This is a genomic window from Kitasatospora sp. NPDC087271 (genome assembly GCF_044744605.1).
Lineage (GTDB): Bacteria > Actinomycetota > Actinomycetes > Streptomycetales > Streptomycetaceae > Kitasatospora.
This window is the reverse complement of the sequence record NZ_JBIUYQ010000003.1, coordinates 32,845-59,136: the sequence shown is the minus strand read 5'-3', so window position 1 is coordinate 59,136 and position 26,292 is coordinate 32,845. Positions and strand designations below refer to the sequence as shown.

The window sequence follows — 26,292 nt, the reverse complement described above, 5'->3', positions numbered from 1 at the left end:
CCGGGGCGCTCGACCGCCCTCGCCTTCGAAATCAGGCCGTCAACGCTACCGGCATCCGGGCAGCAGCAGTGAGGTGGCCGTCGGGGTCTGCTTGACGGGCTTTCAGGTCCGTTCGTTCGGCTGTCTCCTGCTCGGCGTGGTGCTCGTCCCCGAAGTGCTGCTCGTCCCCGAACTCGACGGGGCCGAGGAGGTCGAGGCGTTCGTGGCTGCGCCGGGTGTTCCGGACCGCGCCGACGCCCTCCTCGGGGTGGCCGGGAGGATCGTGGCCAGGGTGAGGGCGGCAGCCAGCCAGGTGGTGGAGTGGAAGGCGTCGGTGAAGGCCCGGGCGGTTTCCGGGGAGGCGCCCGCGTCCAGCGGGGACGATGACGTGCCCGGGGGGAGGAGCAGTCGGTAGGCCACCGTGGTGACCGTGCCGAAGACGGCGATCCCCAGGCCTGCGCCGGCCTCGTAGGCGACGGACTCGATGCCCGCCGCCGCGCCTGCCAGGGAGGACGGCGCGGTGGTCATGATCAGGTTCGAGGCGACCATCTGGACCAGCCCGTGGCCGAACCCGATCAGGGCCAGTCCGAGCGGGGCCACCGTGCCGGAGGCGACCAGGACGTATCCGGTCGCCGCGAGCAGCAGGCCGGCGGGCACGCCCGCGCGCGGTTGTCCCAGGCGGGAGAGGAGCAGTCCGCCCACCGGCCCCGCCACCGTCGCGGCCAACGGCATCGGGATCAGGTACAGCGCGGCGGCCTCCGCCGACAGTCCCTCGGCGATCTGCAGGTACTGCACCAGTTGGAGTTCGAAGCCGACCATCACCAGCACCGGCAGTACCGAGGCCACCACTCCGGCGCGCAGCCCGGGCAGCCGGAACAGGGACAGGTCCAGCATCGGGTGCGGCATCCGCTGCTGCCGTCGCACGAACAGCACCAGCGCGGTCAGGCCCGCCGCCGCCGGCAGCACCACCTCCGGGATGCCGACGCCGTCGTGGGTGAAGGCGATGATGGCGTAGGCGCAGCCCAGGAACCCCACCATCGAGAGCAGGGGCGAGGTGGCCTCCCACGGTTGCCGCTCGGACTCGACCTCGTTGCGCAGCAGCAGTGCCACGGCGGGCACGGCCAGTGCCACGATCGGCAGGTTGACCAGGAAGATCGAGCCCCACCAGAAGTGCTGGAGCAGGAAGCCGCCGGCCACCGGTCCCAGCGCCGAGGCGCCGGCGGCGACCGCGCTCCACGCCCCGATGGCCACCGCGTGGTCGCGGCCGTCGCCGAAGGTCTGCCGGATCAGCGCCAGCGTGGCCGGGATGATCATCGACGCGCCGATCGCCAGCAGTGCCCGGGCGCCGATCAGGGCCGGCGGGTTCGGTGCCGCCGCGCACAGCGCCGAGGCCGCGCTGAAGACGGCCAGTCCGGCCAGCAGCAGCCGTTTGTGCCCGATCCGGTCGCCCAACGGCCCGCTGACCAGCACCAGTCCGACCATCAGGAGCGAGTACACGTCGACCGCCCACAGGAGTTCGGTCGGGGACGCCCGCAGTTCGTGGGCGAGGGTCGGGACGGTGATGGTGAGGATGGTGACGTCCACGGCGGCGGGCAGGAAGCACAGCAGCACCACGGTCAGCACCAGCCAGCGCCGGGCCGTCCCGACCACGGGCAGCGGGCTGCTCACCGGCCGAGGTCCAGAGCCGTCCTGGCTCGGTCGATCAGGTCGTGCAGCTCGGCGAGGCTGGGGGCGTAGAACATGCAGCTCAGTCTGCCAGTTTGAAGGTCCGTCAGCTCGGTCGGGACCACACCCCGGTCGGCGTGTCGGGGCGAGGCCACGAGCGGTCCGAGCAGGCGCAGCACTTCCGGCAGGTACAGCCCGGTCGGAAGGCCGTAGAAGTCGTAGTTGCCGACCGCGTGGGTGTCGAGGTAGCCGGGGCCGATGAGGTGCTCGCCGAATTCGTGCACGTGGCTCGACCCGGTGCGGCGGGCGTTGAGGTCGTGCAGGTAGACGACGCCGTCGCGGGCGATCGCGTCGATGCCGAAGCGCCCGCGGTAGCCGCGCCGTTGCATCTCCTCGGCCAGCCGGAGCCCGCCCTCGGTCAGCGGGCGGTACCACCATGCGCGGCGCAGCTCGCGCGCGGTGACGTTGCCGCGCAGGTGCGTGGCGCCCTCGAACAGCATGTCGGTCGTGTAGCAGAGGTGGGGCGGGGCGTCCGCGGGCACCATGTACTCCACGGACGGGAAGGTGATGTCGCCGTCGAGGAACTCCTCGACGACCACCGGGTCCTCGTCGTAGAAGGTGCTCCCGGCCAGGCGTTCGGCGATGTCGTCGTCGCCGGGCCGGAAGATCAGCAGGCCGAGGCTCGCCTCGCCGCGGTCCGCCTTGACGATGCACGGTGTGCCGGTCGCGAGCATGTCCCGGACCGCGGCCGGCACGTCCTGTTTCCCGGCGCAGTGCGTACCGGGCGGGATGCGGCAGGGTCCGTCGGTCATGCCGAGGTCGGCGGCCAGGTCGCGCAGGCCGGTCTTGGTGTCCAGCAGGTCCCGGAGGGCCTGCTGCGGCGGGCTCTCCGGCAGTTCGGTCAGCACGTCGTACCGGGTGCGCAGGGCCTCGGTGAACCGCCACAGGTCGGCGGTGGTGGTGTGCGGGATCAGCCGGAGTCTGCGGCCCGGTCCGGCGTGGGCGGCCACGGCGGCCATCAGCTCGGGATCGGCGAGCATGTCGGCGAACAGCGAGCCGGTGCGGCCCGCCGGGCTGAGGTTCACCACACCGTCGATCTCCAGGAACTTCCGCTGCCAATCCAGGTCTCCGATCGGCTCGTAGGTGATGAGCATCTTGTCCAGCGGCCCCCAGAACAGCGCCTGGTCCTGCTGGGCGTAGCACTCCGAGAGCAGCTCGTCGACGTCGTCGGCGCGGACGGCGAAGTCGCGCAGGGTGTCGACGGCGTTGCTCACGCAGAGGGTGGGTACGGTCAAGGCTTCTCCTCGTGCAGATCGTGCAGAAGTCCGTCGCCCCGGGACACCAGGTCGACCGCGGCCGCGACCACGTGCCAGAAGAGTTCCTTGCCCAGGGCGACGGTGGCGCCCGAAGTGCTGGACAGGACGCCTTGGTTGGTCGTGCGGTTCACGTCGGCGGGGTGCAGGTAGATCCCCGGGCGGGGTGGGTCGGCGTGGTCGGGCCGGGCGGCCGAGACCAGGTCCGGGCGGAGGTAGAGCATCAGGCTGGTCTCGGTGATTCCCGCGTGCTCGGCGTGCCACCCCGGAAAGAGCGGCACCCGCCCGGCCAGCCAGTCCTGGTCGACCAGGCTCCACCAGCTCAGCGCGATGAACTCCTTGCCCGCGGCCGCCGGCCGTCGGCCCACCTCGTCGAGGGCCTCGAAGAGGAACGGCTCGTTCTCGAAGTGGCCGTTGACGACCAGCAGTCGGCGCCAGGGCAGGGCGCACAACGACTCCAGCACGTCCTCCAGGAAGGCCAGCAGGGACCGACCGCGCACGTAGACGGTGCCGGGGAAGGCCAGGCCGCCGCCGCTCTGCGGCAGCGACCGCGCCGCGATGGACTGCGCCGGCAGGGTCAGGGCGTTCAGCTCGTAGGCGATCTGCCGGGCGAACGCGTCGGCGAGCACGGTGTCCACGGACAGCGGCAGGTGCGGACCGTGCTGTTCGGTGGCCCCCACCGGCCACACCACGGTCCGCCCGGCGGTGGCCGCCAGGACGTCGGCGCTGCTCAGGTCGCACAGCTGCGGCCCGGAGCTGCGGGGGGTCACGGCTGCACCTGCTCGGACCGGTCCGCTCCGGTGACGGGTGCGAGGCCGTGGCCGGTGTTCCCCGTTCCGGTGTTCCCCGTCCCGGTGGTCTCGGTCACGATCCGGGCGAGCGTGTGGTACATGTCGGTGTGCAGCGCGGTGTACACCTGGGCCGCCACCGCGCCGACCGCCAGGTAGTCGTGCACGTCCCGGCCCGACTGCACGCCGCCGGAGGCCAGCACGGGAAGGGTGAACCCGGCTCGGCGCAGCTTCCACAGGGAGGCCAGTACGAGCGGCTTGATGCCCGGTCCGGAGTAGCCGAAGACGCCGCCGAGTTGGAGGTCGCCGGTCTCCGGGTGCACGGCGGCGGCGGGCAGGGTGTCGCTGATGGTCACCGCGTCGGCGCCGGCGCGGGCGGCGGCGAACGCCCGGGCGTGCAGGCCTTCGCCGCTGGCCAGCTTGACCGAGAAGGGCACCCGCGTCGCGGCGCGGGTGGCCGCGGTGTAGGCGTGCACCCGCTCGGGAGTGTCGTCGAGGCCGTCCTCCTCGTTGAGGCAGGAGATGCCCAGTTCCAGCGCCGGGCAGCCCGTCGCCTCCACCCGGGCCGCCAACTCGGCGAGTTCCGCCGGGCTGTCGGCGTGCAGCGACGCGATGACCGGCAGCCCGTCCCGGGTCAGGTCGCGCAGGATGCGCACCCAGTGATCGACGGACCGTTTGGAGTAGGTGGTGCTGTTGATCATTCCGGTGGGCAGTCTGACGAGGCGTTCGTCCAGGCCGATCGGCGGGTTGGGGTGGATGGTCTTGGTGACCACCGCGCCCGCGCCGGCGTCCAGCAGCCTGCGGATGTTGCGCTCCTGGTCGGTGAGCAGGCCGGAGCCGACCACGACCGGGTTGGCCAGGTGCATTCCCAGCAGGTGGGTCGGGGCCGCCATGTCAGGCCGCCGCCCTGGTCCGGCCCAGCGCCGCGAGCACGCCGTCGACCAGCAGCGCCGGGTCCTTGGCGATCTCCTTGGCGGACAGGAACGTCGCGGACGCGACCTGGGCGAGCCCCTTGAGCAGGTGGCTGGCCGACTCGGCGAAGGGCTGGTCGGTGATGCCCACGATGGGGCGGCCCAGCGCGCTGGCCCACCCCAGTTCGATGTGCGTGCCGTCCGTGCGCAGCAAGGTGCCGTCGAGCACCGGCAGTACCGGCACGAACACATCGCATTCGCGCATCCACGCGTAGTCGCGCACGGACACCTCCTCGGGGGTGAACGAAGCGGTGTCGGCACCGAATCGTTCGGCCACGTGCGCGGACAGCACGGTGGCGCCGGCCTGCTGCGACTGGTCGATGGTCAGTCTCAGGAAATCGTGGATCGGCGCCGCCATCCCGCCGGGCACCAAGGCGTGCTGGATCGGGCCGCCAACGAACACGGTGACGCCGCGCAGGGCGTCCGGGGTGACACTCATGACTTTCGAAGCTCCTTCGAAGGAGTCTGCCGACGGCCGTGCAAGGGGGTGGACTTCGGTCGGCAGGAAGCAGAAGTAGTCAGCGTCATCAGATGGTGCGCTTGCAGTGAACTGGGAGGGAGCCGGGTGCGAGGCCTGACGCCGCCGCCGGGGGCCCGATGGCGTACCCGTTCCCGCGCTGTGCGTCCATCCAGACAAATGGACGACCTCAGGCTAGTTCGGGACGATTCACCAGGACAAGAAGCATATGCGCCAGGCGGAGATGTGTCTCAAATAGTGTAAAAGGTGCATAACTGTCGCCTGCCCATCGATCCCGGCCCGCCCAGGAGGCGCGCTGCGGGCTGGTTTTCGCAGGTAAAGGGACCGTGTGTTCGTGAATGGCCGAATCGCCGTCGAACTAACGTGCAAAAGAATCGTCGATTCCGGCGCTCCAAGCCGCATGGCAGGTAAATCGGGGACCATTGACAGGCGATAAAGCCTCGGCTAGCTTCGATAAAGCGTGAATGGCTGACACCGCCTTAATTTCGATCAGCGTCGGCCCACTTTCGGCCCGACCGTTTCCGCGATCTCGCTCGCCTTTCCGCACGCCGGACGTCCGGTCGCAGCCTGTTCGAATGAACCCACCCAGAGGGGAAGTTCTGGTGAATCCTTTGCAGACCATCAAGCGAATTCTGCACTCCGAGGTGTTGGTGGAGGTGCCGATCGACCGGATGCGACTCGACGACAGGCTGCGCGAGAATTACGGCATGGACTCGCTCGGTTTCGTGGAACTGCGCGTGCAGTGTGAAGAGGCGTTCGACATCAGCATCCCCGACGAGGCCATCGCGGCGGGGGAGTTGTCCACCCTCGGTGATGTGCTGACGCTGGTCGAGCGGCTGTCGGGGGCCGACCGCCCCTCGGCCACCGCGTGAGCACGGCCCCGGTCGGCGCCGACGACCACGCCGGGGACCGGACCGGTGTGCTGTCGCGCGGCACGGACCTGCACCTCAACCACTACGGGGCGGCCCGGCTCCCGTTCGCCTGCGTGGGCGGCAGCGGTCTGCACCTCGACGTGGTCGATCTGAGCCCGGAACACCGGGGCAGGCGGCTGCGGTTGCTGGACGCCAGCGGCGGCTACGCCAGCGCCACCCTGGGCGGCGACCACCCCGTCGTACGAGCGGCGCTGGCGCGCGGCACCGGAGTCGGCAACGTCACCGACGAACTGGGCTCGCTGGAACGGGCGGAGCTCCTCGACCGGCTCCTCGGCCCCGGCGGGTTGTGGACCGACCACTTCCCCACGGGGCGGTACCACGTCAGCGGACGCAACTCCGGCTCGGAGGGCAACGAGTTGGCGCTGCGACTCGTGCTGGAATCCCGCTTCGACGGCCGGCGGCTGCGCCACCGCCCGGGCAAGGAACGGCGCGACACCATCCTCGCCTTCCACGGCGCCTGGCACGGCTGGACCGGCGGCCTGGTGCAGCTGCTCAACCGCAGGTACTACCGGGCCGGGCTGCCCGGCACGGACACCGTCGGCCCGTACGGAGTCCGGGTCCACCACATCCCGTTCGGCGACCTCGACGCCCTGACGGAGTACTTCACCGAGTCCGCCGACCGGCTGCTGGCCGTCGTCGTCGAACCGATCCAGGGCGACGCGGGCATCCTCCCGCCTCCGCCCGGATACCTGCGCGAACTCGCGCGGCGGTGCGCGGCCGACGACGTGCTGCTGGTGGCCGACGAGGTGCTGACGTTCGCCAAGACCGGCGGCTGGTTCGCCATGCGCGACGCGGACGGACCGGTGCCCACCGACATCACCGTCATCGGCAAGTTCCTGGGCATGGGCGCGGTGTCCACCTCGATGGTGATCGCCCGCAAGGAGCTCGCCGTCCGCTCCTCCGGCGCCGTGACCACCTCCGACCTGCGACCACCGAACTGCGCGGTGATCCGCGACGGCATCGAGCACATCGAGACCGAAGGGCTGCTGCGAGGCTCGGCCGACGTCGGCGTGAACCTGGCCAAGCATCTCGACGACGCCCTGGTGGGCCGCCACCCGGACGTGTTCACCGAGGTCCGCGGGAGCGGGGTCATGTTCGGCGTGGAACTGACCGCGGCGGCGGCCGACCGGATCGGCGCGCTGCGCCGGGAGTTGATCGAAGCGGGCGTGTACGCGGAGTTCATGGCGGGCGCGGGCAAACGCCCCGGCGGCCGGCGCTACGTCCACCCCACCCTGCGGATCGTGCTGCCGCTGATCACCACCGGGACGCAGGCCGACGAGATCGTGGACCGGGTGGCGGCGGGCGCCCGGGCCCTGTGGTGAGCGAGGGGTTCCGCACCCGGGTCGAGCACGTCGACACCGACGCGACCGGGATCGTGCACTTCTCCCGCTACACCTCGTTGATGGAGACCGCGGGCACCGAACACCTCGAAGCGCACGACGCGGGTCTGACCGCCTTCAGCGCGGCGAACGTCGACCTGGTGGTCGCCGACCTGCGGGTGGCCTACCTCAACAGCGCCGTGTACCGCGACGTGATCATCGGGGACACCCGGGTCGACCACGTCGGCGCGGCCTGGTTCGCCCTCGCGGTACGTCTGCTGCGGGAGGAGGAGGACGGCACCCGCACCCCGCTGGTGACCGGCGACCTCGTCTTCGCCGCCGTCGCCCCCGACACCCGGCGCGCGGTGCCCCTGCCGGCACCGCTGCGACAGGCCCTGAGAGGAATCGTCCCGGATGCGACACCCGAACGAATCGGCACCCCCTCCCGTCACGGTCCGCGAGGCACGTCCGCTGGGCACCTCGGCCATCGCGGCCCTGGTGCGCGGACGCCACCCCCGCCTGTTCATCGACCGGGTTCTGGACCATGAGCCCGGCGTGTTCCTGCGCAGCATGTTCGCCGTCTCGGCGGAGATGGGCGCGCTGTCCGGGCACCTGCCCGAGCGCGGCCTGACCCCGGGGCTGATCCTGCCCGGCAGCCACACCATGCAGGCCTTCGCCCAGTCCGGCGTCCTGCTCTACCAGTTGAGCAGCGATCCGCTCGCCGACGACGAGGTCACCCTGGTCGGCACGGTCAAGTCCCGGTTCCTCGCCCCGGTCGTGCCCGGCGACCAGGTCGTGCTCGACGTCCGCGCGGACCGGCTGTCCGGCCCCACCTTCGCCTTCTCCGCCGTGGTGACCGTGGAGGGCCGGTCGGTCGCCGGGTTCCGCGGCGCGATGAGCCGGACGAAGGTCGATCCCGCGGCGGCCCGGCCGTGGTGACCCCGGTGATCACCGGACTGGCCTGGGACACTCCGCTGGGCCGGGACCAGGAGGCGGTGTGGGAACGGCTGTGCGCGGGCGATTCGGCGCTGGCGCCCGTCCACTCGCCGCACTCCTTGCGCAACACCGCCGCCGCCGTCATCGCGTCGGTGCCGTACGGGACCCCGGCGGGCGAGCGCCAGCGCGCGCTCGCCGGGCGGACGCTGTCCGCCGCGTTCGCGGACGCGCGGCTGTCCACCACCGACCCCGAGGTCGGCCTCGTCCTGGGCACCAGCTTCGGCGCCTGCCTGGACGAGGCGGAGCCGACGCTGCACGCCTGGGCCGACGACGCGGCGGCGGGCATCGGGCACCCGGGTACGCCGGTCTGCGTCATGACCGCCTGTTCCGCGGGGTCGGACGCGATCGCCGTCGCGCACGCCCTGGTGCGCTCGGGCGAGCGGCGGGTCTGCGTGGCGGGCGGGGTGGACGTGGTCACCGAGGCCAAGCGGCTCGGGCACTCCGCGCTGGGCACGATGAGCCCCACCGGACTGCGGGCCTTCGACCGGACGCGCGACGGGATGCTGCTCGGCGAGGGCGCGGCCTTCGTGGTGGTCGAACACCCCGACTCCGCCCGGGAACGCGGCGCCCGGGTGCACGCCCGGCTGCGCGGGGCCGGCGCGGCCAACGACGCCGCCGGGCTCACCGCACCGGACCCGTCCGGACGCGCCGTGCTGCGCGCCGTCGAACGCTGCCTGGCCTCCGCGGGCCTGGCACCCGCGGACATCGCGGTGGTCAACGCCCACGGCACCGGCACACCGTTCAACGACGAGGTCGAGGCGCGCAGCCTGCTGGAACTGTTCGGAGCCGACGGCCCGTTGGTGTTCGCCACCAAGGGGGCGCTCGGGCACAGCCTGGGCGCGACCGGGGCCATCGAGGCCGTGGCGACGGTCCTGGCACTGCGCCACCGACAGGCTCCACCGGTCCTCGGGCTGCGCGATCCGGCGGCCCCGCTGCGGCTGGCCGCGGAATCGGCGCAACCCGTCGGCCCCGGCGCCGGACTGAGCCTGACGCTGGGGTTCGGCGGGTTCAACACGTGCCTGCTGTTCGAAGGGGTGAGGGCGTGACACACGTGCCGACGGGCACCCGGATGCTGGGTTCGGCGACGGTCGTCGCCGACGACCCGGACGAGTACGCGGTGAACAAACCGTCCTTCTATGCCGACCCGGCGGCCTGGCTGGTCGCCGAGACCGTGGACCGGGCACTGGCGGACTGCGCCGAACCCGTGCTCGACGACGCCGCCGACACCGGGATCCTGGTCATGAGCGCGACCGGGAGCGAGCGGACGATGCGCCGCATCGCCGACTCGGTGCCGAGGTCCCGGGTGTCGCCACTGCGCTTCGCCGGAGCGAACCCGGGCGTCCTGGCCGGGCTGCCCGCCCTGCGCCACGGGTTGCGCGGGCCGTCCCTGCTGCTGGCGGCGCACCCCGACCGGGCCACCCCCGTCGCGTTCACGGTGCTCGGCGGCTGGCTCGCGGACGGCCACGCCCGGCACGTGCTCCTGGTCGGCCTGCAACCCGCCGCGGGAGAAGGGCAGTTGTGTCGCTGCCTGGTCCTGACCAGCGCCCGGGACGACCGGTGAACAGCCTCACCCGGTCCGAGGTGGCCGACTTCCTGACCCGGGTCGAGGCAACCCCGGCCAGTACGGGCGGCGGCGCCCCGGCCGGGGTGGACGACGTGCTGGCGGACCTGGCCGGGCTGGGCCTGGCACCGGGCGACGCGGTCGTGCTCTGCCTCACCAACGGAGTCGAACTGCTGCGCGTGCTGCTCTCGTCGCTGCTGCTGGGCCTGGTGCCGCTGGCCGTGCCGCCGAGCACGCCGTGGCAGCGAGTGCGCGCGCTGGCCGGGCACGTCGGGGCCGGCGTCGTGGTGACCACCCGGCTGGCCGGCGCGGGGCCGCAGCTGCCGGTGGGCGGCGCGTTGGCCGTGCCGACCGGGCACCCCACCACCCCGTACCGGCCGGGCGAGATCCTGCTGTCCACCTCCGGCACCTCCGGGATGTTCAGCGCGTGCGTGCACCGGGTGGCCTCGCTCCTGCACAACGCCCGCCTGCACGCCGGGGCCACGGGCATCACCCCGGCCGACACCCTGCTGGTGAACCTGCCGCTGTACTACTCCTACGCCCTCGTGGCGCAGGCGTTCGCCGCGTACGTGACCAAGGCGCGGCTGGTGCTCGACGGGCCGCCGTTCTCGCCGGCCGCGTACCGCGACGCGGTCACCGCGCGCGGGGTCACCCACTCGGCGGTGACCCCGACGATCGCCCGCCAACTCCTGGCCGACCCCGGGTTCGTGCCACGGGGCCTGCGGGCACTGGCGGTCGGCGGGGACCGGCTCGCACCCGCGGAGGTGGCCCGCCTGCTGGCCGCGCGGCCCTCCGCGGAGCTGTACCTGACCTACGGGCTCACCGAGGCCGGACCACGCGTGTCGACCCTGGCCGCGCACGCCGAGCCCGCGCACCGCTACGGCTCGGTCGGCCGCCCGCTGCCGGGAGTGCGCGCGTCACTGCGCGGGGTGCAGGACGACGTCGGCGAACTGCTGGTCGAATCCGGCACCGTCCTGCTGCGACGGGTCGGGCAGCACAGCGGCAGAGTCCTGCTGGGGCCGCGGACCATCGCCACCGGGGACGCCTTCTCGATCGACGACGGCTATCTGACCTTCCACGGACGGCTGTCGGACTTCGTGGTGCTGCGCGGCGAGAAGGTCTCACTGAACACCGTCCGGCAGGCCGCGCACGCCATCCCGGGGGTCGTGCACTGCGTGCCCGAGGTGGTGAACGAGGACGGCACGCAGGTCCTCCACGTCCACCTGTCGGTCACCGGCACCCTCCCCGGCGGCGAGAAAGCGCTACGCCACCTCCTCAACTCCCAGCTGCTGCCCGCCGAACGCCCGCGCGCGGTGTTCGTCTCCACCGCCGACCCGGAGGCCTTCCGCAAATGACCCTCCGCCTCGGCTGGACCGTCCCGACGACCCTCTCACCCACCGGACTCCGGGCGTTCGCGGCGACCGCGGAGAGCCTCGGGTACGACCACCTGTCCGTCCCCGAACACCTGGTGTCCGGCGTGCCCGCCTACGAGAGCCTGACGCTGGTGGCGTTCCTGGCAGCCGTCACCACCCGGATCGAGCTGGCCACCGCGATGACGATCCTGCCGCACCGCCCGGTGGTGCTCGCCGCCAAGCAGGCCGCGCAGCTGGCCCACCTCAGCGGCGACCGGCTGCGGCTGGGCGTCGCCATCGGATCCGACCCCGCCGAGTCCGCCGCCCTCGGCGTCGCCCCGGGCACCCGTGCGGCACTGTTCGAGGAACAGGTCCAGGCGCTGCGCCTGCTGTGGACGCGGCCGGACGCGGACTTCGCCGGCGAGCACGTCGCGTTCTCCGGGGTCACCCTCACCCCCCGGCCGGGTGCCGTACCCCTCTGGATGGGCGGCGGCACCCTGCGCACCGGAGGAAGACCGGGCTCACTGCGCCGGATCGCCACCCTCGCCGACGGCTTCACCATGTCCGGCCTGCTCGCCAACCGGGTCGACCGCGGTGCCGCACTCATCGCCGAACTGCGGACGGCGGTGACCGAAGCCGGCCGCGACTGGAGCGCCTTCGGCGTCGAGGCCCGCCTGCGCCCCGCCCCCGGCCGGCCGGACACCTGGCGCTCCCTCGCCGACGCCTGGCGGTCCGCCGGCGCCACCCACCTCACCGTCACCACCGACGACCTCTCCCTGCTGGGCCCCCTGCACGCGGCGCTGACCGGGTAGCACACCGGCTCAGGACACGGAACCGCCGATCAGGCCATCGCGCGACCTCCAGAGGCCCGCGTACGGCCCGGCGGCCGTTGCCGGCGGGGACATGCGCTCAGTCGCCGAGGATCCGCTCCGCCGGGCCCTCCGGGGTGAAGAACCGCTCGTGCGGTGCTTCACCCGGGTTCGGGGGATGTCCCGGCCTTCAGCCCGGGGAGGAATCCGGTTTTCCGCGTGGCGGGTCAGGGGCGGCCGTTCTGCCGCCAGGTGGACCGGTGTCCACCAACTCGATCGCGAACACTTTTCGTCAGACCGTCAGGCTATGGTGCCGGGCATGGCGATCACAGCGCAGAACACCGGCCCGGTATCCGGCCGGCGTACCGCGACCGACAGCCGCCTGCCGTACTCTGCGCAGTGATCGACAAGTACTCACACGCGAGATCTAGGGGCGAGAACATGTCACGGACCGAACTCCACCGACGACGTGTCGTCATCGGGCTCATAACCGGTGCGACGCTGATATCCCTCGCCGGATGCGGATCGTCGAGCACGGCGAAGAGCGCCACCGCACCTGGGGCCGAGGTCTCGACGTCCGCGGGTGCGGCGACGGCTGACGCGGCGGCGCCCCCGGCGGCGGGCGCCCCCACCGGCGCGCCGGGGAAGGCCGGCAAGGGCAGCGCCGACGTGACCTTCAGCGGCGTGGAGTCGGGCTCCATCAAGGCCGCCGACAGCACCTGCACCGTCATCAAGGGCGAGCTGGAGTCCTTCCAGGCCCCGTCGGACCAGAACGCCGGCGGCCCGAGCGTCGCCGGCGTCCAGTCGGGCACCGGCTGGATGATGCCGGTCAGCACCGCCGCCCACGTCGGCGGCTACGTGAAGAACAACGCGACCGGCATCAAGGCGACGAAGACCGGCGACAGTTGGACGGTCACGCTGACGAACACGGAGGTGGCCGCCACCTACGACCTCGGTCAAACGGTCACGCTCAACGGAACGATCGTCTGCGGCCAGGTCGTCAGCGCCGGCTGACCGGCCGGAGAACGGGGCCTTGTGCCGACGCCGGTGGGAGCCACCAGACCAGAGGCTCCCCCGGCCACAACTCACCGGGCGCGCGGGCGCATCCCCGGATGCGACCGCCGGACGACCCCTCGCGTACCTCTCTGGTGTCCTAAGGTGTCGATTTCGTAAGCCTGTTGAAGGATGGACGGGTCCTCATCCGGAGTGATGCTCCCTCGGTGGCGGCGCTGACAGGCTGACTCGTGGCGAACTCCTGTTCGCCCGAGTGAAGGGAAGCCCCATGTCTCGTCGTCTGACCAGTGCCCTGATCGCAGCCTTCTGTCTGGCGGTGTCCGCGTCACCCGCCTCCGCCGCTGTGGCGGGAGCCGAGGACTCCGCAGCTTCGTCGGCCCGCCTGCGTGGCGGTCCGCTGCAACTCGCCCTCAACGGGCTGACCGACGCCAAGGCGGTGTCCGCGATCGCCGAGGTGCGTGACGGTGACCAGCGGTGGCGCGGCACCACGGGGGTGACCGACCTGGTCGGTCAGGCGCCCGTCCGTGGCGACGGCCGGTTCCGGATCGGCAGCGTCACCAAGACGTTCGTCGCCACCACGGTGCTGCAACTGGTCGGCGAGCACCGGCTCGGCCTGGAGGACTCGGTGTCGAGCCACCTGCCGGGGCTGGTCCCCAACGGGCAGAACATCACCGTCCGCCAGCTGCTCAACCAGCGTACGGGCCTGTTCGACGCCACCAACGACGGCACCGACGTCTTTCCCGACCTCAACGACCCGGCCGTCTTCCGGACATGGCTGGCCCAGGGCGGTTTGAACCGTACGTTCACCGCGCGCCAGTTGGTGACCTCATCCGTCTCCCACGCGCCGTACTTCGCGCCCGGCACCCAATGGGGCTACTCCAACACCAACTTCGACGTCCTCGGCCTGATCATCGAGCAGGTCACCGGGCACCCCTACGGACAGGAGGTCGCTCAGCGCATCCTGCGCCCGCTCGGGATGACGAAGACCACGGTCCCCGGCCGCTCCACCACGATCCCCGGCCCGCACGCCCACAGTTACTGGACCACCGTGGACGGCGCCGGCACCGGAAACGTCAAGAAGACCGACATCGACGTCACCGACCAGAACCCCTCCTGGGCGGGCGCCGCCGGAGAGATCATCTCCACCACCGACGACCTGACCCGGTTCCAGCAGGCCCTGTTGAACGGGAAGTTGCTGCGTCCGGCGGAGCAGCGCGAGATGACCACGATGCTCGAGACCGTGCCGGGCTCGCACGAGATCGACTACGGGATGGGGCTGGCGCGGGCGAAGCTCTCCTGCACCACCGTGCTGGGCCACAACGGCGGCACCTTCGGCTTCTCCACTCAGCTGTGGGGCACCGCCGACCGCCAGGTCGCGGTCTCCTACACCCCGCGGGGCGATGACGCCGAGCAGACGGCGCAGAACGAGGCGGGCATCAAGTTCCTCGACGCCGTCTTCTGCGGCGCCCGCTGAACGTCCGCCGGGGGCGGGCTGGGCGTGTCGACGATCAGTGTTGCTGATTCTACGTCAATTGTCGTTACAGTAAGCATATTTGGATTCCGTGGGCGCCGGTAGCATGCGCTGACGGATGGTCGTGGTGAACGGAGGAAGAGATGGACTGGTCGGCGGACGAACGGCTGGGGCGTCGCCACCTGCTCGCTCGGGCCGGTGCGGTGGCGGTCGGCGGTGCGGTCGCCGGCCTGGCCGTCGGGCCCGCCGAGGCGGCGGGCCGCCAAGGCCCGGGGCCGGCGGGAGCGGGAGGTGGTCCGGCGGGAGGTGGGGGCGGGCCGGAGGGTCGGCCGTTCGGGCCGGTCACGGTCCGCCCCGATGACTCCCGCTACGACAGCCTGCTGCGGGGCGACAACTACCGTTTCGTCGGCCGGCCGGAGGAGATCCGCCTGGCCGGCTCCACCGAGCAGGTGGTGCGGGCCGTCGCCGACGCCGTCCGCTCCGGGCGCCGGATCGCCGTGCGCAGCGGCGGCCACTGTTTCGAGAACTTCACCGGCGACCCGGCGGTGCAGCTCCTGCTGGACCTCTCTCCCATGGACGCCGTCGGCTTCGACCCCGCGATGGGTGCCTTCGCGGTGCAGCCGGGAGCGACCCTCGGGCGCGTGTACCGGGTCTTGTTCAAGGGCTGGGGCGTGACGATCCCGGCCGGCGGCTGCCCCGAGGTGGGCGTGGGCGGGCATCTGGCCGGCGGCGGGTACGGTCCGCTGTCCCGCGCCTACGGCTCGGTCGTGGACTACCTGCACGCCGTGGAGGTGGTGGTGGCCGACCGGGACGGGACCGTCCGGGCGGTGGTCGCCACCCGGGACCCGGACGATCCGAACCATGACCTGTGGTGGGCCCACACCGGTGGCGGTGGTGGCAACTTCGGCGTCGTGACCCGCTACTGGCTCCGCTCCCACGACACCCCCGGCCCCGACGTCCCCGCCCCCGGCCCCGACGCCTCCGGCACCCGCTCCCACGGCGACCCCGCTGCACTCCTGCCGCGCGCCCCGGGCGAGCTGCGGAGGTGCCTGGTCGCCTGGACCTGGGACGAGAAGATGACGGAACGGGCGTTCACCACCCTGCTGCGCAACTACGGCGCCTGGCACGAGCGCAACAGCGAACCGGGCACCCCCGCGGCGAACCTGTACGCGGTCCTCATCGCCGGACACCGCAAGTCCGGCACCCTTGAGCTGGTCGTGCAGATCGACGCGGGCGTTCCGGGTTCCGACGCGGTGCTCACCGACTTCGTGCGCGCGGTGACCGCCGACGTCGGTGCCACCGAACCCGCCACCCTCCGGGGCGCCATGCCCTGGCTGCCCACCAGCACCTGGCCGGGGACCGGCGAGGCCGGCAACTCGATCACCCGGCGCTACAAGGACAAGGCCGGCTACCTGCGCCGCTCCCTCACCGACACCCAACTCGCCACCGCCTACCGGCACCTGACGGACGGTACGGGCGGTGCGGAGTGCGGCCTGCTCCTCGTCGGCTACGGCGGCCAGGTCAACGCGGTGCCCCCGTACGCGACCGCCGTCGCCCAGCGCGACTCGGTCATGAAGGCCGTCTACTACACCGTCTGGGCCGACGAGTCGGACGACGCCGCCCACCTGGCCTGGGTCCGCGACTTCTACCGCGATGTGTACCGCAACACCGGAGGCGTCCCCGTCCCCGGCGAGGTCAGTGACGGCTCCTACATCAACTACGCGGACACCGACCTCGCCGACCCGGAGTGGAACACCTCCGGCACCCCGTGGCACGCCCTGTACTACAAGGACAACTACCCCCGCCTGCAACAGGTCAAGGCCCGCTGGGACCCGCGCAACATCTTCCGGCACGCCCTCGCCATCGAACCGCCCGACCGGAGGCCGTAGAAAAGCCCCGGGGGAGGCGCGCCGGAGGTTCACTCGCACGAGTGATTGTTGCACTGTGTGCATTACTGGACACTCTAAGTATCGGGGGGCTCGTGGGGGCTCTCCCGGCGCGAGGGGAGCCGTCATGGCCGCAGCCGAATCTTCCTCCATCGAGGTGCCGCGGATCGCGAGCAGTTCGCAGCCCGCCGACCGGGACCAGGGCCTCGCGGCGATCGGCGGCAACGTCGGCGCCGTGTGGCGGGGGTGGTGGACGTGGACCCCGGGGAACGGGACGTTCAACCTCCAGATCGCCTGGAACGTCATCGGGATCGACTCGACGGTCGTCATCACGGCCTCCGAGATCGACGGCAACGGGAACCGGTTCGTCGGCGCGGCGCCCTTCCAGGTGTCGAGCATCGCCCCCGGCAGCGGACTGGTGACGTTCAAGATCAACATCGGCTGGGGCAGCGCGCTGCCGATGCGCACCGACGTCCTGGTCTTCAACTGAGCACGCCTCTCCTGAGCACACCTCTCCGGCCGCCCGGGTCGCCCCGGGCGCGTAGGCCGGGGACCGTGCCGGTCCGGTGACGACCGGCACGGCCCGCCCCGTGGCGGTTCCGGGTTCGCCCGGACCGCCGCGGGGCGCCCGTTTTCCCGGGAGGGGCCTGTTCCATCGCAGCCGCACCGGGTTTCGACGTCCCCGCCGGTAGCGCAGGCGCTGTGCACTGTGCGCTGTGCACTGTGAATCACCGTGAACTCATATGAACGGTGGGATAATTCGCCACCCGCCGCGTTGACGGCCCCCATGTCGCGGATAGCACACTGAGCACATAGGTGATTCCGCACATAGGGGGCTCGATGCAGTTCGAGTACGTCCTGCTCGCCCTGCTGGCCGGCCGGCCGTTCAGTGGGTACGACCTGCGCAAGTGGGTCGAGACGGAGGGCCAGTTCCTCCGTTCGCGGGCCCACCACAGCCAGATCTACCGCCTGTTGGGGCGGATGGTGGCGGACGGCTGGGTGGCGTTCGAGGTCGATCCGCGCGAGGGGCGTCCCGACGCGAAGGTGTACCGGCTCACGCCGGTGGGGCGGGAGGCGCTGATGGAGTGGGTGCGCTCCCCGTACGAGCCGCCCAGCCGGTTCCAGGACGCGGACTTCCTCTCCCGCTTCGCCTTCGCCGCGGTCCTGGACCGCGAGGCGGCGATCCGGCTGATCCGCACCGAACTGGACCACCGGCGCGAGCAGATCGCCCGCAACCGGCCCCGCGACCGCACGGTCCGCTTCGAGGACCCGCTGCCCGAGCTGGACCAGGAACTGGCACGCGAGGTCTACGAGGAACTGCACCAGTACGGCGCCGGCGCGATGGACGCGTGGGTGGCCTGGCTGGAGCGCATGCTCCGGCGTCTCGAACAGTGGCAGCCGGGGCGCAAGACGCCGCCGGCCGGAGAGGGGAGCGCCGCATGAAGGCGATCATGGTGATGTTCGACAGCCTCAACCGGCACATGCTGCCGCCCTACGGCGGGGACTGGACGCACGCGCCGAACTTCGCGCGGCTGGCCGAGCGGTCGGTCACCTTCGACAGCGCCTACGCGGGGTCGATGCCGTGCATGCCGGCCCGCCGCGAGATCCACACCGGCCGGTACAACTTCCTGCACCGCAGCTGGGGCCCGCTGGAGCCGTTCGACGACTCCATGCCCGAACTGCTCAAGCAGAACGGGGTGTACACCCACCTGGTCAGCGACCACCCGCACTACTGGGAGGACGGTGGCGCCACCTACCACGGCCGGTACAACACCTGGGAGTTCTTCCGCGGCCAGGAGGGCGACCCGTGGAAGGGCCAGGTGGCCGACCCGGAGATCCCCGAGGACCTGAAGAAGCTCCGGTTCGAGTCCTACCGGCAGGACTGGGTGAACCGCCCGCACCTGGCGACCGAGGACCGCCACCCGCAGACGCTGACCTTCGACGCGGGCCTGGAGTTCGTCCGCACCAACCGGGAGGCGGACAGGTGGTTCGTGCAGATCGAGACCTTCGACCCGCACGAGCCGTTCTTCAGCCACCAGCGGTTCAAGGACCTCTACCCGCACGACTACGAAGGCCCGCACTTCGACTGGCCCGACTACAAGCGCGTGGTGGAGACCCCCGGCCAGGTCGAGCACGCCCGCCTGGAGTACGCGGCGCTGCTGTCGATGTGCGACCACTCCCTCGGGCGGGTGCTGGACCTGATGGACGAGCAGAACCTCTGGGACGACACCCTGCTGATCGTCAACACCGACCACGGCCTGCTGCTGGGAGAGAAGGGCTGGTGGGGCAAGACCGTCCAGCCCTGGTACAACGAACTGGTCCACCTGCCGCTGTTCGTGTGGGACCCGCGGGCCGGCAAGGCCGGGGAACGGCGCCGGGCCCTGGTGCAGACGATCGACCTCGCACCGACGCTGCTGGAGTACTTCGGCATCGAGCGCCCCGCGGACGTGCAAGGCCGCCCGCTGCCGGTGGCCGAGGACACCCCGGTGCGGGAGGCGGCCCTGTTCGGAATCCACGGCGGCCACGTCAACGTCACCGACGGCCGGTACGTCTACATGCGCGCCCCCGCCACGGCGCAGAACGCGCCGCTGCTGGAACACACGCTGATGCCCACCCACATGCGCGGGCGGTTCTCCCCGGCCGAGCTGGCGAACCTCCAACTGGCGGAGCCGTTCACCTTCACCAAGGGCGTGCGCACCCTGCGCGTCCCCGGCCGCACCTTCATCAACCCCTACCAGCACGGCACCCTGCTGTTCGACCTGGAGGGCGACCCCGACCAGCGCACCCCCCTCGTCGACGACGCGGCCGAGCTGCGGATGGCGACCCTGCTGGTGGAGCTGATGCGCGCGGGCGACGCACCGCCGAGCCAGTACGAGCGCCTCGGCCTGCCGGCCGAGGGCCCGGTCGGCGCGGAGCACCTGCTGGTCCGGGCCCAGCGCGAGCAGGCCGACCGGGCCGCCGAGCCGCTGCCCCACCCGGAGGACTACCCCCCAGGACGCTTCTCGCTGCGGACCCCCGTGTTCGCCCTGATCTCCGACCCGGTCGCCGTGGAGGTGATGCGCAGGCACCTGCCCGGCATCGTCGACTCCGAATTCCTGCAGTTCCTCGGCCCGACGCCGCTGATCGACGTCGCCGCCCTGGCCGGCGGCCTCACCGACGTGTCGGCCCTGCGCCGGGTGGCCGAGGAACTCGCCGCTCTCTGACCAGCCGGCGCACGACGTACCGGTGACGGGGTTGCAGCCCCGTCACCGGCGAGCACGCCGCCTTTCCCCCGCACTGCCCCTGTGACGAACGATGCGAAGAGCGGAGTCGCGCATGTCCGACCTTATCGAGGGCACTCCCGGGCCCGCCACGAGGACCGGCCCGCCCCCGGTCAAAGGCCGATGGGCCCAGCTCTCGGTCCTCGGCGGCGCCATGCTGGTCGACGGCACCGAGGCCGGCCTGGTCACCGGCCTGTTCCCGGTCATCAGGAACGCCCTCGGACTGACCCTCGGCTCGCTCGGCGTCCTGACCGCTGCCGGCAAGCTGATCGGCGTGCTCGCGGCCCCCCTGTGGGTGTGGGCGGCACGCCGCTGGTCGCGCAAGAGCGTCCTGGTCCTGTCCACCGGCCTGTGGGGGGTGTGGGGCGTGGCCGCCGGCTTCTCCAGGGACTTCACCGAGCTGCTGGTCTTCGTCACGGTCCTCGCGGCCGGCTACGCGGCCGCCCAGCCGCTGGTCTCCGAGATCATCGGCGACCTGTTCGACCCGGCGTCGCGCGGTCGCGCCGTCGGCGCCCTCTACGGTGCGCTGTCGCTGGTCGGCTCGGTGCTCGGCCCGCTCATCGGGCAACTGGCGGGAGTCCACGACGGCTGGCGCTGGGGCTTGTGGGGCGTCGGCGTCCTGAACATCCTCTTCGGCGGGGTGCTGCTGCTCTGCTTCCGCGACCCCGGCCGCGGCGCGGCCGAGCGGCAACTCGCGGACCTCGACCGGGCCGCCCGCGAGCCCCGGACGAAGATCGACCTGTCCGCCGTCGTCTCGCTGTTCAAGATCCCCAGCTTCGCGATCCTCCTGGTGTCGCGGCTGCTCTCGGGACACCTGCTGCTCTCCTCGTTCGCCGTCGTCTACCTGGTGGACGTGTTCGGCTTCACCACCCAGCGAGCCGCCGTCGTCCTGATGCCGCTGGGCATCGGATACCTGCTGGGCACCCTGCTGGGCGGCTTCCTCGCCGACTGGGCGACCCGCCGCAGCCCCCGCCACGGGCTTCCCGGCGCGCTCCAGGGCGCCCAGGTCGCCTTCGCCGTCCTCGCCTTCCTGGGCACCCAGGTCCACTACCGCGGCATCGGCGCCTACGCCCTGCTCTTCTGCCTGATGGGTGTCGCCCAGGGCGTCAATCCCAGCCTCAACCGCCCGATGGTCATGGCGGTCACCCCGCCCGAGCTGCGGGCCACCGCCTTCACGATCTACGTCTCGGTCTTCGAAGCCCTCGCGTGGGCCGCCTTCGGCCTGGGCGCCGGCTTCCTCGGCCAGGCGGTCGGACTCCGCCCGGTGTTCCTGGCGGTCCTGGTGGTCCTCATGCTCGTCAACGGCGCCTTCCTGACGCTGCTCCACCTGCCCTACGCGAAGGACGTTCAGCGGGTGCAGCGGGAGCTCGACCTCAGGCGCCAGGCAGCCCTGGCCTGACCCGGCCCGCCTTGCACGGCCCGCCTTGCGCGGCCGGCCTCACACGGCCGGCTGAACCCACTCCCGGAGGAACCCGTGAACCTGCCCTCGGCGCCCTGCTGCACGCCCTCGCGAGGCCCCGGCGCGCTCCGCCCGCTCCACCTCGCGGCCCCGCGTCCCGCCCGCCCGACGGACGGCATGGTCCTCCTGCCCGGCGGCGGGTTCCTGATGGGCACCGACGGCTCCGAAGGCTTCCCCGACGACGGCGAAGGCCCCGTGCGGCAGGTCCGGCTGGACCCGTTCCTCATCGACGCCCGCGCGGTCACCAACGAGCAGTTCACCGCGTTCGCCGCCGACACCGGCTACCGCACCGACGCCGAGCGCCTGGGCTGGTCCTACGTCTTCGCCGGCTTCCTCCCGGCCGCCGTGCGGCGCACCGCCGTGCGGGTGGAGCGAACCCCCTGGTGGTGCGCGGTCACCGGAGCCGCCTGGGACCGTCCCGAGGGCGCGGGCAGCACGGTCGCCGACCGCGGCGACCACCCCGTCGTCCACGTCTCCTGGAACGACGCGCACGCCTACGCCTCCTGGGCCGGCAAGCGCCTGCCCACCGAAGCGGAGTGGGAGTACGCGGCCCGCGGCGGACTCGAACAGGCCCGGTACCCGTGGGGCGACGAACTCGATCCCGACGGCACCCACCGCTGCAACATCTGGCGCGGCACCTTCCCGGCGAAGAACACGGCCGCGGACGGCCACCGCGCCACCGCCCCCGCCGGCTCCTTCGCACCGAACGGCTTCGGCCTGTACAACATGTCCGGCAACGTGTGGGAGTGGTGCGCCGACTGGTGGACCACCGACCACCCCGCATCCCCCACCCCGGCCAACCCCACCGGCCCCGCCACCGGAACCGCCAAGGTCATCCGCGGCGGCTCCCACCTGTGCCACGAGTCCTACTGCAACCGCTACCGCGTCGCCGCCCGCAGCTCCAACACCCCCGACAGCTCCAGCGGCCACGCCGGCTTCCGCTGCGCCCGCAACGCCGAACAGCCCGACTGACGCGCCGACCCGTCCGCGACGGGCCACGCCGTTCAGCCGGGCTCGCAGATCACCGACCCGCTGTCCTGACCTCGTCCCGACCTCCGGGCGGGCCGTCAGCCCTCCGGTGCGGGTGGCAGGTGGAAGCCGACCTCGGCGCCGCCGGAGGGGGCGGCGGTGGCGAAGACGGTGCCGTGGTCGGCGGCGACGAGGTCGTGGACGATGGCCAGGCCCAGCCCCGAGCCCGGGGTCGACTGGGTGCCGGCGGCGCGGTAGAAGCGCTCGAAGACGGCCTGCCGGTCGCCGGGGGCGATGCCGGGCCCGTGGTCGCGCACGGCCAGCCGGGTGCCGGTGACGTGGACCTCCACCGGGGTGCCGTCCGGGCTGAACTTGACGGCGTTGCCGACCAGGTTGTCCACGCAGCGCTGCAGCGCGCGCGGGCGGGCCCGTACCGGCACGGGCCGTTCGGCGGTGACGGTGATCTCGCGGCCGGTGCGGCGCCGGAAGCGCCGGGCGCTGTCCTCGGCGGCGGCCGTCAGGTCCACCGGCTCCGGGTCCTCCACGGTCTGCTGGTCGGTGGCCAACTCGACCAGTTCGCGCACGAGTTCGTCGAGGGCGACGGTTTCGGTGACCAGGGTGGCGAGGATCTGCTCCTCGTCCGCGGGGGCGAGCCGGCCGCGGGCGCGCTGGAGGAGCTCGGCGCAGCCGCGTACCGAGGTCAGCGGGGTGCGCAGCTCGTGGCTGGCGTCCTGGACCAGGCGTTGCTGCTGGTCGCGGGAGTGGCGCAGGGCGCCGACCATCGCCTCGAAGGCGCGGGTGAGGCGGCCGACTTCGTCGCGTCCGGCGGCGGGCAGCGGGGTGGCCAGGTCGCGGGTGGTGGTGATGTGTTCGGCGGCGCGGGCCAGGCGTCGCACCGGGCGCAGGATCCGGCCGAGGACGAGCCAGCTGAGCAGCGCGGAGGCGGCCGCGGCCGCGGCGCTGGTCCAGGTGATGCGGCGCAGGAACGCGTCGTCGACGGTCTGCGCCCCGGCGTAGGTCTGGCCGACCATCACCGCGCCCTGCCCGTCGGGGCGGGCCTTGGTGAGGATGCCGTAGGGGGTGCCGTCGACGGTGGCGTCCTCCTGGTGGGCGCCCTGTGCGGTACGGGCCACCTCCCGGGCCCGGGCCGAGACGGGCAGCGCCGGGCCGCCCGGGGCCCCCAGCGGCCGGGTGGTGCCGTCGGGGAGCAGCAGCTGTTCGACGGTGTCGGGCCGTGCGGGCGGGGAGCGGTCGAGGTCCAGGGCGGCGAGCACGGTGTGGGCCCGGTCCTCCAGGCTCCGGTCGAGCTGGTCGGCGACCAGGGTGCTGACGCCGCGGTAGGCGGCGGTGACGGGCACGGCGATGGCCAGCAGGACGGAGGCGAGGACCACGAGGCCGATCCTGGTGCGCAGCATCAGGCGGTCCTGGCGGTGTAGCCGACGTTGCGCACGGTGTGGATCAGCCGGGGCTCGCCGCCGTCTTCGGTCTTGCGGCGCAGGTAGCCGACGTAGACGTCGAGCGAGCGCGAGTCGGTGTCGAAGTCGTAGCCCCAGATGCGTTCGTAGATCTGGTGGCGGGTCAGGACGGTGCCCTGGTTGCGCAGGAGCAGTTCCAGCAGGTCGAACTCGGTCTTGGTCAGGTCGAGCCGGCGCCCGCCGCGGTGGGCCTGGCGGGCGCCGGGGTCCAGGGCGAGGTCGTCGAGGCCGAGTTCGGCGCTCTCGCCGCCGAGCGGCTCGGTGCGGCGCAGCAGGGCGCGTATGCGGGCCAGGAGTTCCTCGGTGGCGAAGGGCTTGGCCAGGTAGTCGTCGGCGCCGGCGTCGAGCCCGGCGACCCGGTCGCCGAGCTGGTGGCGGGCGGTGAGGACCAGGACGGGCAGGCGGTCGCCGCGCCGGCGCAGCATCCGGCACAGCGCGAGGCCGTCGAGGCGGGGCATGACCACGTCCACCACGGCGAGGTCGGGGCGCCGGTGCTCCAGGAGCTCCAGGGCCTCCTGTCCGTCGGCGGTGGTGAGCACCCGGTAGCCCTCGAAGCGCAGCAGGTGGTCGAGGGTGTTGCGGACGCCGGGGTCGTCCTCGACGACCAGGACGGTGCGCCGGGCGGCGGTGGGATCTGTCATGGTGTCATCTTCGCTGGTGGCGGGCGTGGTCATGCCGGTCGGGGGGTGGTCGAGGGCGGCCGGTCAGAGGGTCAGCGGGGGACCGGGACGACGGGGACCGGGGGGATGTGCGCGAGGCAGGAGGTGTCGCCGACCGCGCCGGTGCGGATGAAGTGGGTGGAGATGTCCACCGCGCAGCCGGTGGACTCCATCTCCGGGACGTGCCCGCTGTTGGGCACGGAGACGAAGGCGCTGCGGCGGAACTGGGCGGCGGAGAGGCGGGAGTTGGCCTCGGGGGTGTTGGTGTCGAGGTCCCCGGAGAGCACCAGGACGGGCACGTCGGGCACGTTCTTCAGGTCGGTCGGCTGCGGGTCGGCGGTGCCGCGGCGCGGCCAGGACAGGCAGTTGTCGCCGCCGTCGGTCTGCCCCTCGGTCCAGCCCTTGACGCTGAACGCCCCGAAGTCGGCCGGGTCGGCGGCGGCCAGCGCGGCCCGGTACTGGCGGCGGCGCTCGGCGGGCGGGGCGGCCGGGTCCCAGGCGCGGGCGTAGTCGTTGCAGGTGACGGCCAGGAAGGAGGCCTGGTCCTCGGTGCCGGTGTGCTCGACCTCGGCGCGCACCAGGGCGGCCAGCGGCCCCTCGTCGCCCGCGGCGAGGGCGTGCAGGGCGGCCGGCAGCGCGCCGAGCAGGCCGGGCTCCTCGGGGTGCAGGCCGATGCCTCGGGTGGCGGGCTCGTACATCAGGTCGGCGAGCTTGTCCTCGCTGAAGACCACGGTGCGCGGCCTGCCGCCGAGGGAGGCGGTCAGCACCAGCGGGCGGGTGCGCAGCCGCTCGGTGGTGGCGGCGAGGTCGCGGACGGCGCTTTCCGGGTCGCAGGCCCCGCTGCGCTCGCAGATCCGGCGCAGCGTCAGGGAGACCTGCTGGGCGCCCGGCCGGGCCAGGGAGTCGAAGGCGAGCGGGTAGGCGCCGGACAGCACCATCGACTCGACCCGCTGGGGGTGGCGGTCGGCGTAGACCGGCATCAGGTAGGTGCCGTACGACAGGCCGTACAGGACCAGCTTCGGGGCGCCCAGGCGCGCGCGGGCGGCATCGAGGTCGTCGGCGGTGGCGGCGCTGGTGTAGCCGCGGGCGCGCGGGCCGAGTTCCTCGGCGCAGTCGGCGACGAGCTCGCGCTGGGCGGGGCGCGGGGCGAAGCGGTAGTCGGCCTCGGTGACGTCGCAGGGGAGCCGGCCGGAGCGGCCGGTGCCGCGCGGGTCCAGCAGGAGCAGGTCGTAGTCGTCCAGCACCCCCTGCAGTGCCCCGGCCACCTGGTCGGCGCGGTCGATGAGGGTCTCGCCGGGGCCGCCGGGGTTGAACGCGATGGTGCCCCGGGCCGGGCCGGGGCGGCTGTGGCGCACCACCGCGTAGCTCACGCCGATGCCGCCCAGACGCGGCTCGTCCGCCACCAGCGGGCGGCGCATGGTCGTGCAGTCGACCTGGTGCCCGGGGACGGTCGGGCACCACGCGGGCCGGCCCGCCGCCCCGGTGGGGGCGGCCTGCGCGGGCGAGGCGGTGGTGACCGGCAGCACTGCGGCCAGCACCGCCAGCGCGGCGGCGGCCAGCCCGCCCCGGCGGGCCGGCTCCTTCGCCCGGCTCGCGGTCGCGTCCGTCGCCGTGCCGGTCGTCCCTGCCGCCGTGTTCGTCGCCGTGTTCGTCGTCATCGTGGTGCCCTCCGTACGTCCTGCGGTCGGTGTGGGCACGACCCTGCCGGGTGCCGGTCAGCGGTTCGGCAGAGCGACGGCAAAGGCGTGTAAGAACTCCGGCCGGTCCCGGTGCGAGAACCACGCGCGTCCTCAAGATCCTTTCCTTGATGGAAACTTGACGAACACGAGTCGTCCCCAAGGCTTCTCTCTGTTCGAAAAATCGGTCTAACTGGTAGCACCGGACGGGGCAGGGCCAGCACGCGGCAAGCGGCTGAAGCCCACGGACGCCGGTGCCT

At 72.6% G+C, this 26,292-nt stretch carries 24 protein-coding genes; 16 read left to right on the top strand and 8 right to left on the bottom strand.

Annotation, left to right across the window (positions count from 1 at the left end; genetic code table 11):
• Positions 1 to 102 precede the first annotated feature (102 nt).
• From ACIO9K_RS07115 to ACIO9K_RS07095, 5 genes are read right to left on the bottom strand one after another with little or no spacing between them, the layout of a single operon-like run.
• Positions 103 to 1,647 (bottom strand): MFS transporter, encoded by a 1,545-nt coding sequence (locus tag ACIO9K_RS07115; RefSeq protein WP_363623488.1) that lies wholly within the window; start codon positions 1,645 to 1,647, stop codon positions 103 to 105.
• Positions 1,644 to 2,939, bottom strand: coding sequence for a hypothetical protein (locus ACIO9K_RS07110; RefSeq protein ID WP_400327603.1), 1,296 nt, complete (start codon positions 2,937 to 2,939; stop codon positions 1,644 to 1,646). The genes ACIO9K_RS07115 and ACIO9K_RS07110 overlap by 4 nt, the downstream gene beginning before the upstream one ends.
• Positions 2,936 to 3,727 (bottom strand): creatininase family protein, encoded by a 792-nt coding sequence (locus ACIO9K_RS07105; RefSeq protein ID WP_363581243.1) that lies wholly within the window; start codon positions 3,725 to 3,727, stop codon positions 2,936 to 2,938. Before ACIO9K_RS07105 ends, ACIO9K_RS07110 begins: the two co-directional genes overlap by 4 nt.
• Positions 3,724 to 4,638 (bottom strand): dihydroorotate dehydrogenase, encoded by a 915-nt coding sequence (locus tag ACIO9K_RS07100; RefSeq protein WP_400327601.1) that lies wholly within the window; start codon positions 4,636 to 4,638, stop codon positions 3,724 to 3,726. Before ACIO9K_RS07100 ends, ACIO9K_RS07105 begins: the two co-directional genes overlap by 4 nt.
• A 1-nt stretch (position 4,639) precedes the next feature.
• Positions 4,640 to 5,155, bottom strand: coding sequence for a hypothetical protein (locus tag ACIO9K_RS07095; protein ID WP_363581246.1), 516 nt, complete (start codon positions 5,153 to 5,155; stop codon positions 4,640 to 4,642).
• A gap of 503 nt (positions 5,156 to 5,658) precedes the next feature.
• Here ACIO9K_RS07095 and ACIO9K_RS07090 point away from each other — a divergent pair.
• The 16 genes from ACIO9K_RS07090 (at position 5,659) to ACIO9K_RS07015 (ending at position 22,225) form a co-directional block, all read left to right on the top strand.
• Positions 5,659 to 6,066 carry an acyl carrier protein gene (locus tag ACIO9K_RS07090; RefSeq protein ID WP_363623492.1) on the top strand — a complete coding sequence of 136 codons (408 nt, stop codon included), beginning with the start codon at positions 5,659 to 5,661 and terminating at the stop codon, positions 6,064 to 6,066.
• Positions 6,063 to 7,448 (top strand): aminotransferase class III-fold pyridoxal phosphate-dependent enzyme, encoded by a 1,386-nt coding sequence (locus ACIO9K_RS07085; protein WP_400327598.1) that lies wholly within the window; start codon positions 6,063 to 6,065, stop codon positions 7,446 to 7,448. Before ACIO9K_RS07090 ends, ACIO9K_RS07085 begins: the two co-directional genes overlap by 4 nt.
• Positions 7,445 to 7,993, top strand: coding sequence for a thioesterase family protein (locus ACIO9K_RS07080; protein ID WP_363623495.1), 549 nt, complete (start codon positions 7,445 to 7,447; stop codon positions 7,991 to 7,993). The genes ACIO9K_RS07085 and ACIO9K_RS07080 overlap by 4 nt, the downstream gene beginning before the upstream one ends.
• A gap of 7 nt (positions 7,994 to 8,000) precedes the next feature.
• On the top strand, positions 8,001 to 8,384 hold the full coding sequence (locus tag ACIO9K_RS07075) for a polyketide dehydratase (protein WP_350876226.1): 384 nt from the start codon (positions 8,001 to 8,003) through the stop codon (positions 8,382 to 8,384).
• Between the two features lie 5 nt (positions 8,385 to 8,389).
• Entirely contained in the window at positions 8,390 to 9,487 is a 1,098-nt protein-coding gene (locus ACIO9K_RS07070) for a beta-ketoacyl synthase N-terminal-like domain-containing protein (RefSeq protein ID WP_400327596.1), read from the top strand.
• Entirely contained in the window at positions 9,484 to 10,002 is a 519-nt protein-coding gene (locus ACIO9K_RS07065; protein ID WP_363623497.1) for a polyketide synthase, read from the top strand. Before ACIO9K_RS07070 ends, ACIO9K_RS07065 begins: the two co-directional genes overlap by 4 nt.
• On the top strand, positions 9,999 to 11,357 hold the full coding sequence (locus ACIO9K_RS07060; protein ID WP_363623499.1) for a class I adenylate-forming enzyme family protein: 1,359 nt from the start codon (positions 9,999 to 10,001) through the stop codon (positions 11,355 to 11,357). The genes ACIO9K_RS07065 and ACIO9K_RS07060 overlap by 4 nt, the downstream gene beginning before the upstream one ends.
• A complete protein-coding gene (locus ACIO9K_RS07055) occupies positions 11,354 to 12,166 on the top strand; it encodes a TIGR03619 family F420-dependent LLM class oxidoreductase (RefSeq protein WP_400327593.1) in 813 nt (270 codons plus the stop codon). Before ACIO9K_RS07060 ends, ACIO9K_RS07055 begins: the two co-directional genes overlap by 4 nt.
• Positions 12,167 to 12,562: 396 nt before the next feature.
• Positions 12,563 to 13,177, top strand: coding sequence for a hypothetical protein (locus tag ACIO9K_RS07050; protein ID WP_400327591.1), 615 nt, complete (start codon positions 12,563 to 12,565; stop codon positions 13,175 to 13,177).
• Between the two features lie 268 nt (positions 13,178 to 13,445).
• Positions 13,446 to 14,651, top strand: coding sequence for a serine hydrolase domain-containing protein (locus ACIO9K_RS07045; RefSeq protein ID WP_400327588.1), 1,206 nt, complete (start codon positions 13,446 to 13,448; stop codon positions 14,649 to 14,651).
• Between the two features lie 140 nt (positions 14,652 to 14,791).
• Complete coding sequence (locus tag ACIO9K_RS07040; RefSeq protein WP_400327586.1) at positions 14,792 to 16,537, top strand: FAD-binding oxidoreductase; 1,746 nt, start codon at positions 14,792 to 14,794, stop codon at positions 16,535 to 16,537.
• A 124-nt stretch (positions 16,538 to 16,661) separates the two neighbouring features.
• Positions 16,662 to 17,024: a hypothetical protein gene (locus ACIO9K_RS07035; RefSeq protein WP_400327584.1), complete on the top strand. Its 363-nt coding sequence runs from the start codon at positions 16,662 to 16,664 to the stop codon at positions 17,022 to 17,024.
• Positions 17,025 to 17,374: 350 nt separating this feature from the next.
• Positions 17,375 to 17,977: a PadR family transcriptional regulator gene (locus ACIO9K_RS07030; RefSeq protein WP_363623505.1), complete on the top strand. Its 603-nt coding sequence runs from the start codon at positions 17,375 to 17,377 to the stop codon at positions 17,975 to 17,977.
• Positions 17,974 to 19,737, top strand: coding sequence for a sulfatase (locus tag ACIO9K_RS07025; protein WP_363581271.1), 1,764 nt, complete (start codon positions 17,974 to 17,976; stop codon positions 19,735 to 19,737). The genes ACIO9K_RS07030 and ACIO9K_RS07025 overlap by 4 nt, the downstream gene beginning before the upstream one ends.
• Before the next feature lie 112 nt (positions 19,738 to 19,849).
• Complete coding sequence (locus ACIO9K_RS07020; protein ID WP_400327581.1) at positions 19,850 to 21,193, top strand: MFS transporter; 1,344 nt, start codon at positions 19,850 to 19,852, stop codon at positions 21,191 to 21,193.
• A 75-nt stretch (positions 21,194 to 21,268) separates the two neighbouring features.
• On the top strand, positions 21,269 to 22,225 hold the full coding sequence (locus ACIO9K_RS07015) for a formylglycine-generating enzyme family protein (RefSeq protein ID WP_400327579.1): 957 nt from the start codon (positions 21,269 to 21,271) through the stop codon (positions 22,223 to 22,225).
• Between the two features lie 95 nt (positions 22,226 to 22,320).
• Here the strand turns inward: ACIO9K_RS07015 and ACIO9K_RS07010 are convergent, their stop codons facing one another.
• From ACIO9K_RS07010 to ACIO9K_RS07000, 3 genes are all read right to left on the bottom strand, one after another.
• Entirely contained in the window at positions 22,321 to 23,637 is a 1,317-nt protein-coding gene (locus ACIO9K_RS07010) for a sensor histidine kinase (protein WP_400327577.1), read from the bottom strand.
• Entirely contained in the window at positions 23,637 to 24,338 is a 702-nt protein-coding gene (locus ACIO9K_RS07005; protein WP_400327575.1) for a response regulator transcription factor, read from the bottom strand. Before ACIO9K_RS07005 ends, ACIO9K_RS07010 begins: the two co-directional genes overlap by 1 nt.
• A gap of 71 nt (positions 24,339 to 24,409) precedes the next feature.
• On the bottom strand, positions 24,410 to 26,014 hold the full coding sequence (locus ACIO9K_RS07000; RefSeq protein ID WP_400327573.1) for an alpha/beta fold hydrolase: 1,605 nt from the start codon (positions 26,012 to 26,014) through the stop codon (positions 24,410 to 24,412).
• Positions 26,015 to 26,292 lie beyond the last annotated feature (278 nt).

What these genes read in the sequence shown, in the direction of transcription:
- ACIO9K_RS07100 (WP_400327601.1), bottom strand. Translation starts at nt 4,638, where the DNA reads ATGGCGGCCCCGACCCACCTGCTGGGAATGCACCTGGCCAACCCGGTC.
- ACIO9K_RS07095 (WP_363581246.1), bottom strand. Translation starts at nt 5,155, where the DNA reads ATGAGTGTCACCCCGGACGCCCTGCGCGGCGTCACCGTGTTCGTTGGC.
- ACIO9K_RS07090 (WP_363623492.1), top strand. Translation starts at nt 5,659, where the DNA reads ATGGCTGACACCGCCTTAATTTCGATCAGCGTCGGCCCACTTTCGGCC.
- ACIO9K_RS07055 (WP_400327593.1), top strand. Translation starts at nt 11,354, where the DNA reads ATGACCCTCCGCCTCGGCTGGACCGTCCCGACGACCCTCTCACCCACC.
- ACIO9K_RS07045 (WP_400327588.1), top strand. Translation starts at nt 13,446, where the DNA reads ATGTCTCGTCGTCTGACCAGTGCCCTGATCGCAGCCTTCTGTCTGGCG.
- ACIO9K_RS07040 (WP_400327586.1), top strand. Translation starts at nt 14,792, where the DNA reads ATGGACTGGTCGGCGGACGAACGGCTGGGGCGTCGCCACCTGCTCGCT.
- ACIO9K_RS07035 (WP_400327584.1), top strand. Translation starts at nt 16,662, where the DNA reads ATGGCCGCAGCCGAATCTTCCTCCATCGAGGTGCCGCGGATCGCGAGC.
- ACIO9K_RS07030 (WP_363623505.1), top strand. Translation starts at nt 17,375, where the DNA reads ATGCAGTTCGAGTACGTCCTGCTCGCCCTGCTGGCCGGCCGGCCGTTC.
- ACIO9K_RS07025 (WP_363581271.1), top strand. Translation starts at nt 17,974, where the DNA reads ATGAAGGCGATCATGGTGATGTTCGACAGCCTCAACCGGCACATGCTG.
- ACIO9K_RS07020 (WP_400327581.1), top strand. Translation starts at nt 19,850, where the DNA reads ATGTCCGACCTTATCGAGGGCACTCCCGGGCCCGCCACGAGGACCGGC.
- ACIO9K_RS07010 (WP_400327577.1), bottom strand. Translation starts at nt 23,637, where the DNA reads ATGCTGCGCACCAGGATCGGCCTCGTGGTCCTCGCCTCCGTCCTGCTG.
- ACIO9K_RS07005 (WP_400327575.1), bottom strand. Translation starts at nt 24,338, where the DNA reads ATGACAGATCCCACCGCCGCCCGGCGCACCGTCCTGGTCGTCGAGGAC.
- ACIO9K_RS07000 (WP_400327573.1), bottom strand. Translation starts at nt 26,014, where the DNA reads ATGACGACGAACACGGCGACGAACACGGCGGCAGGGACGACCGGCACG.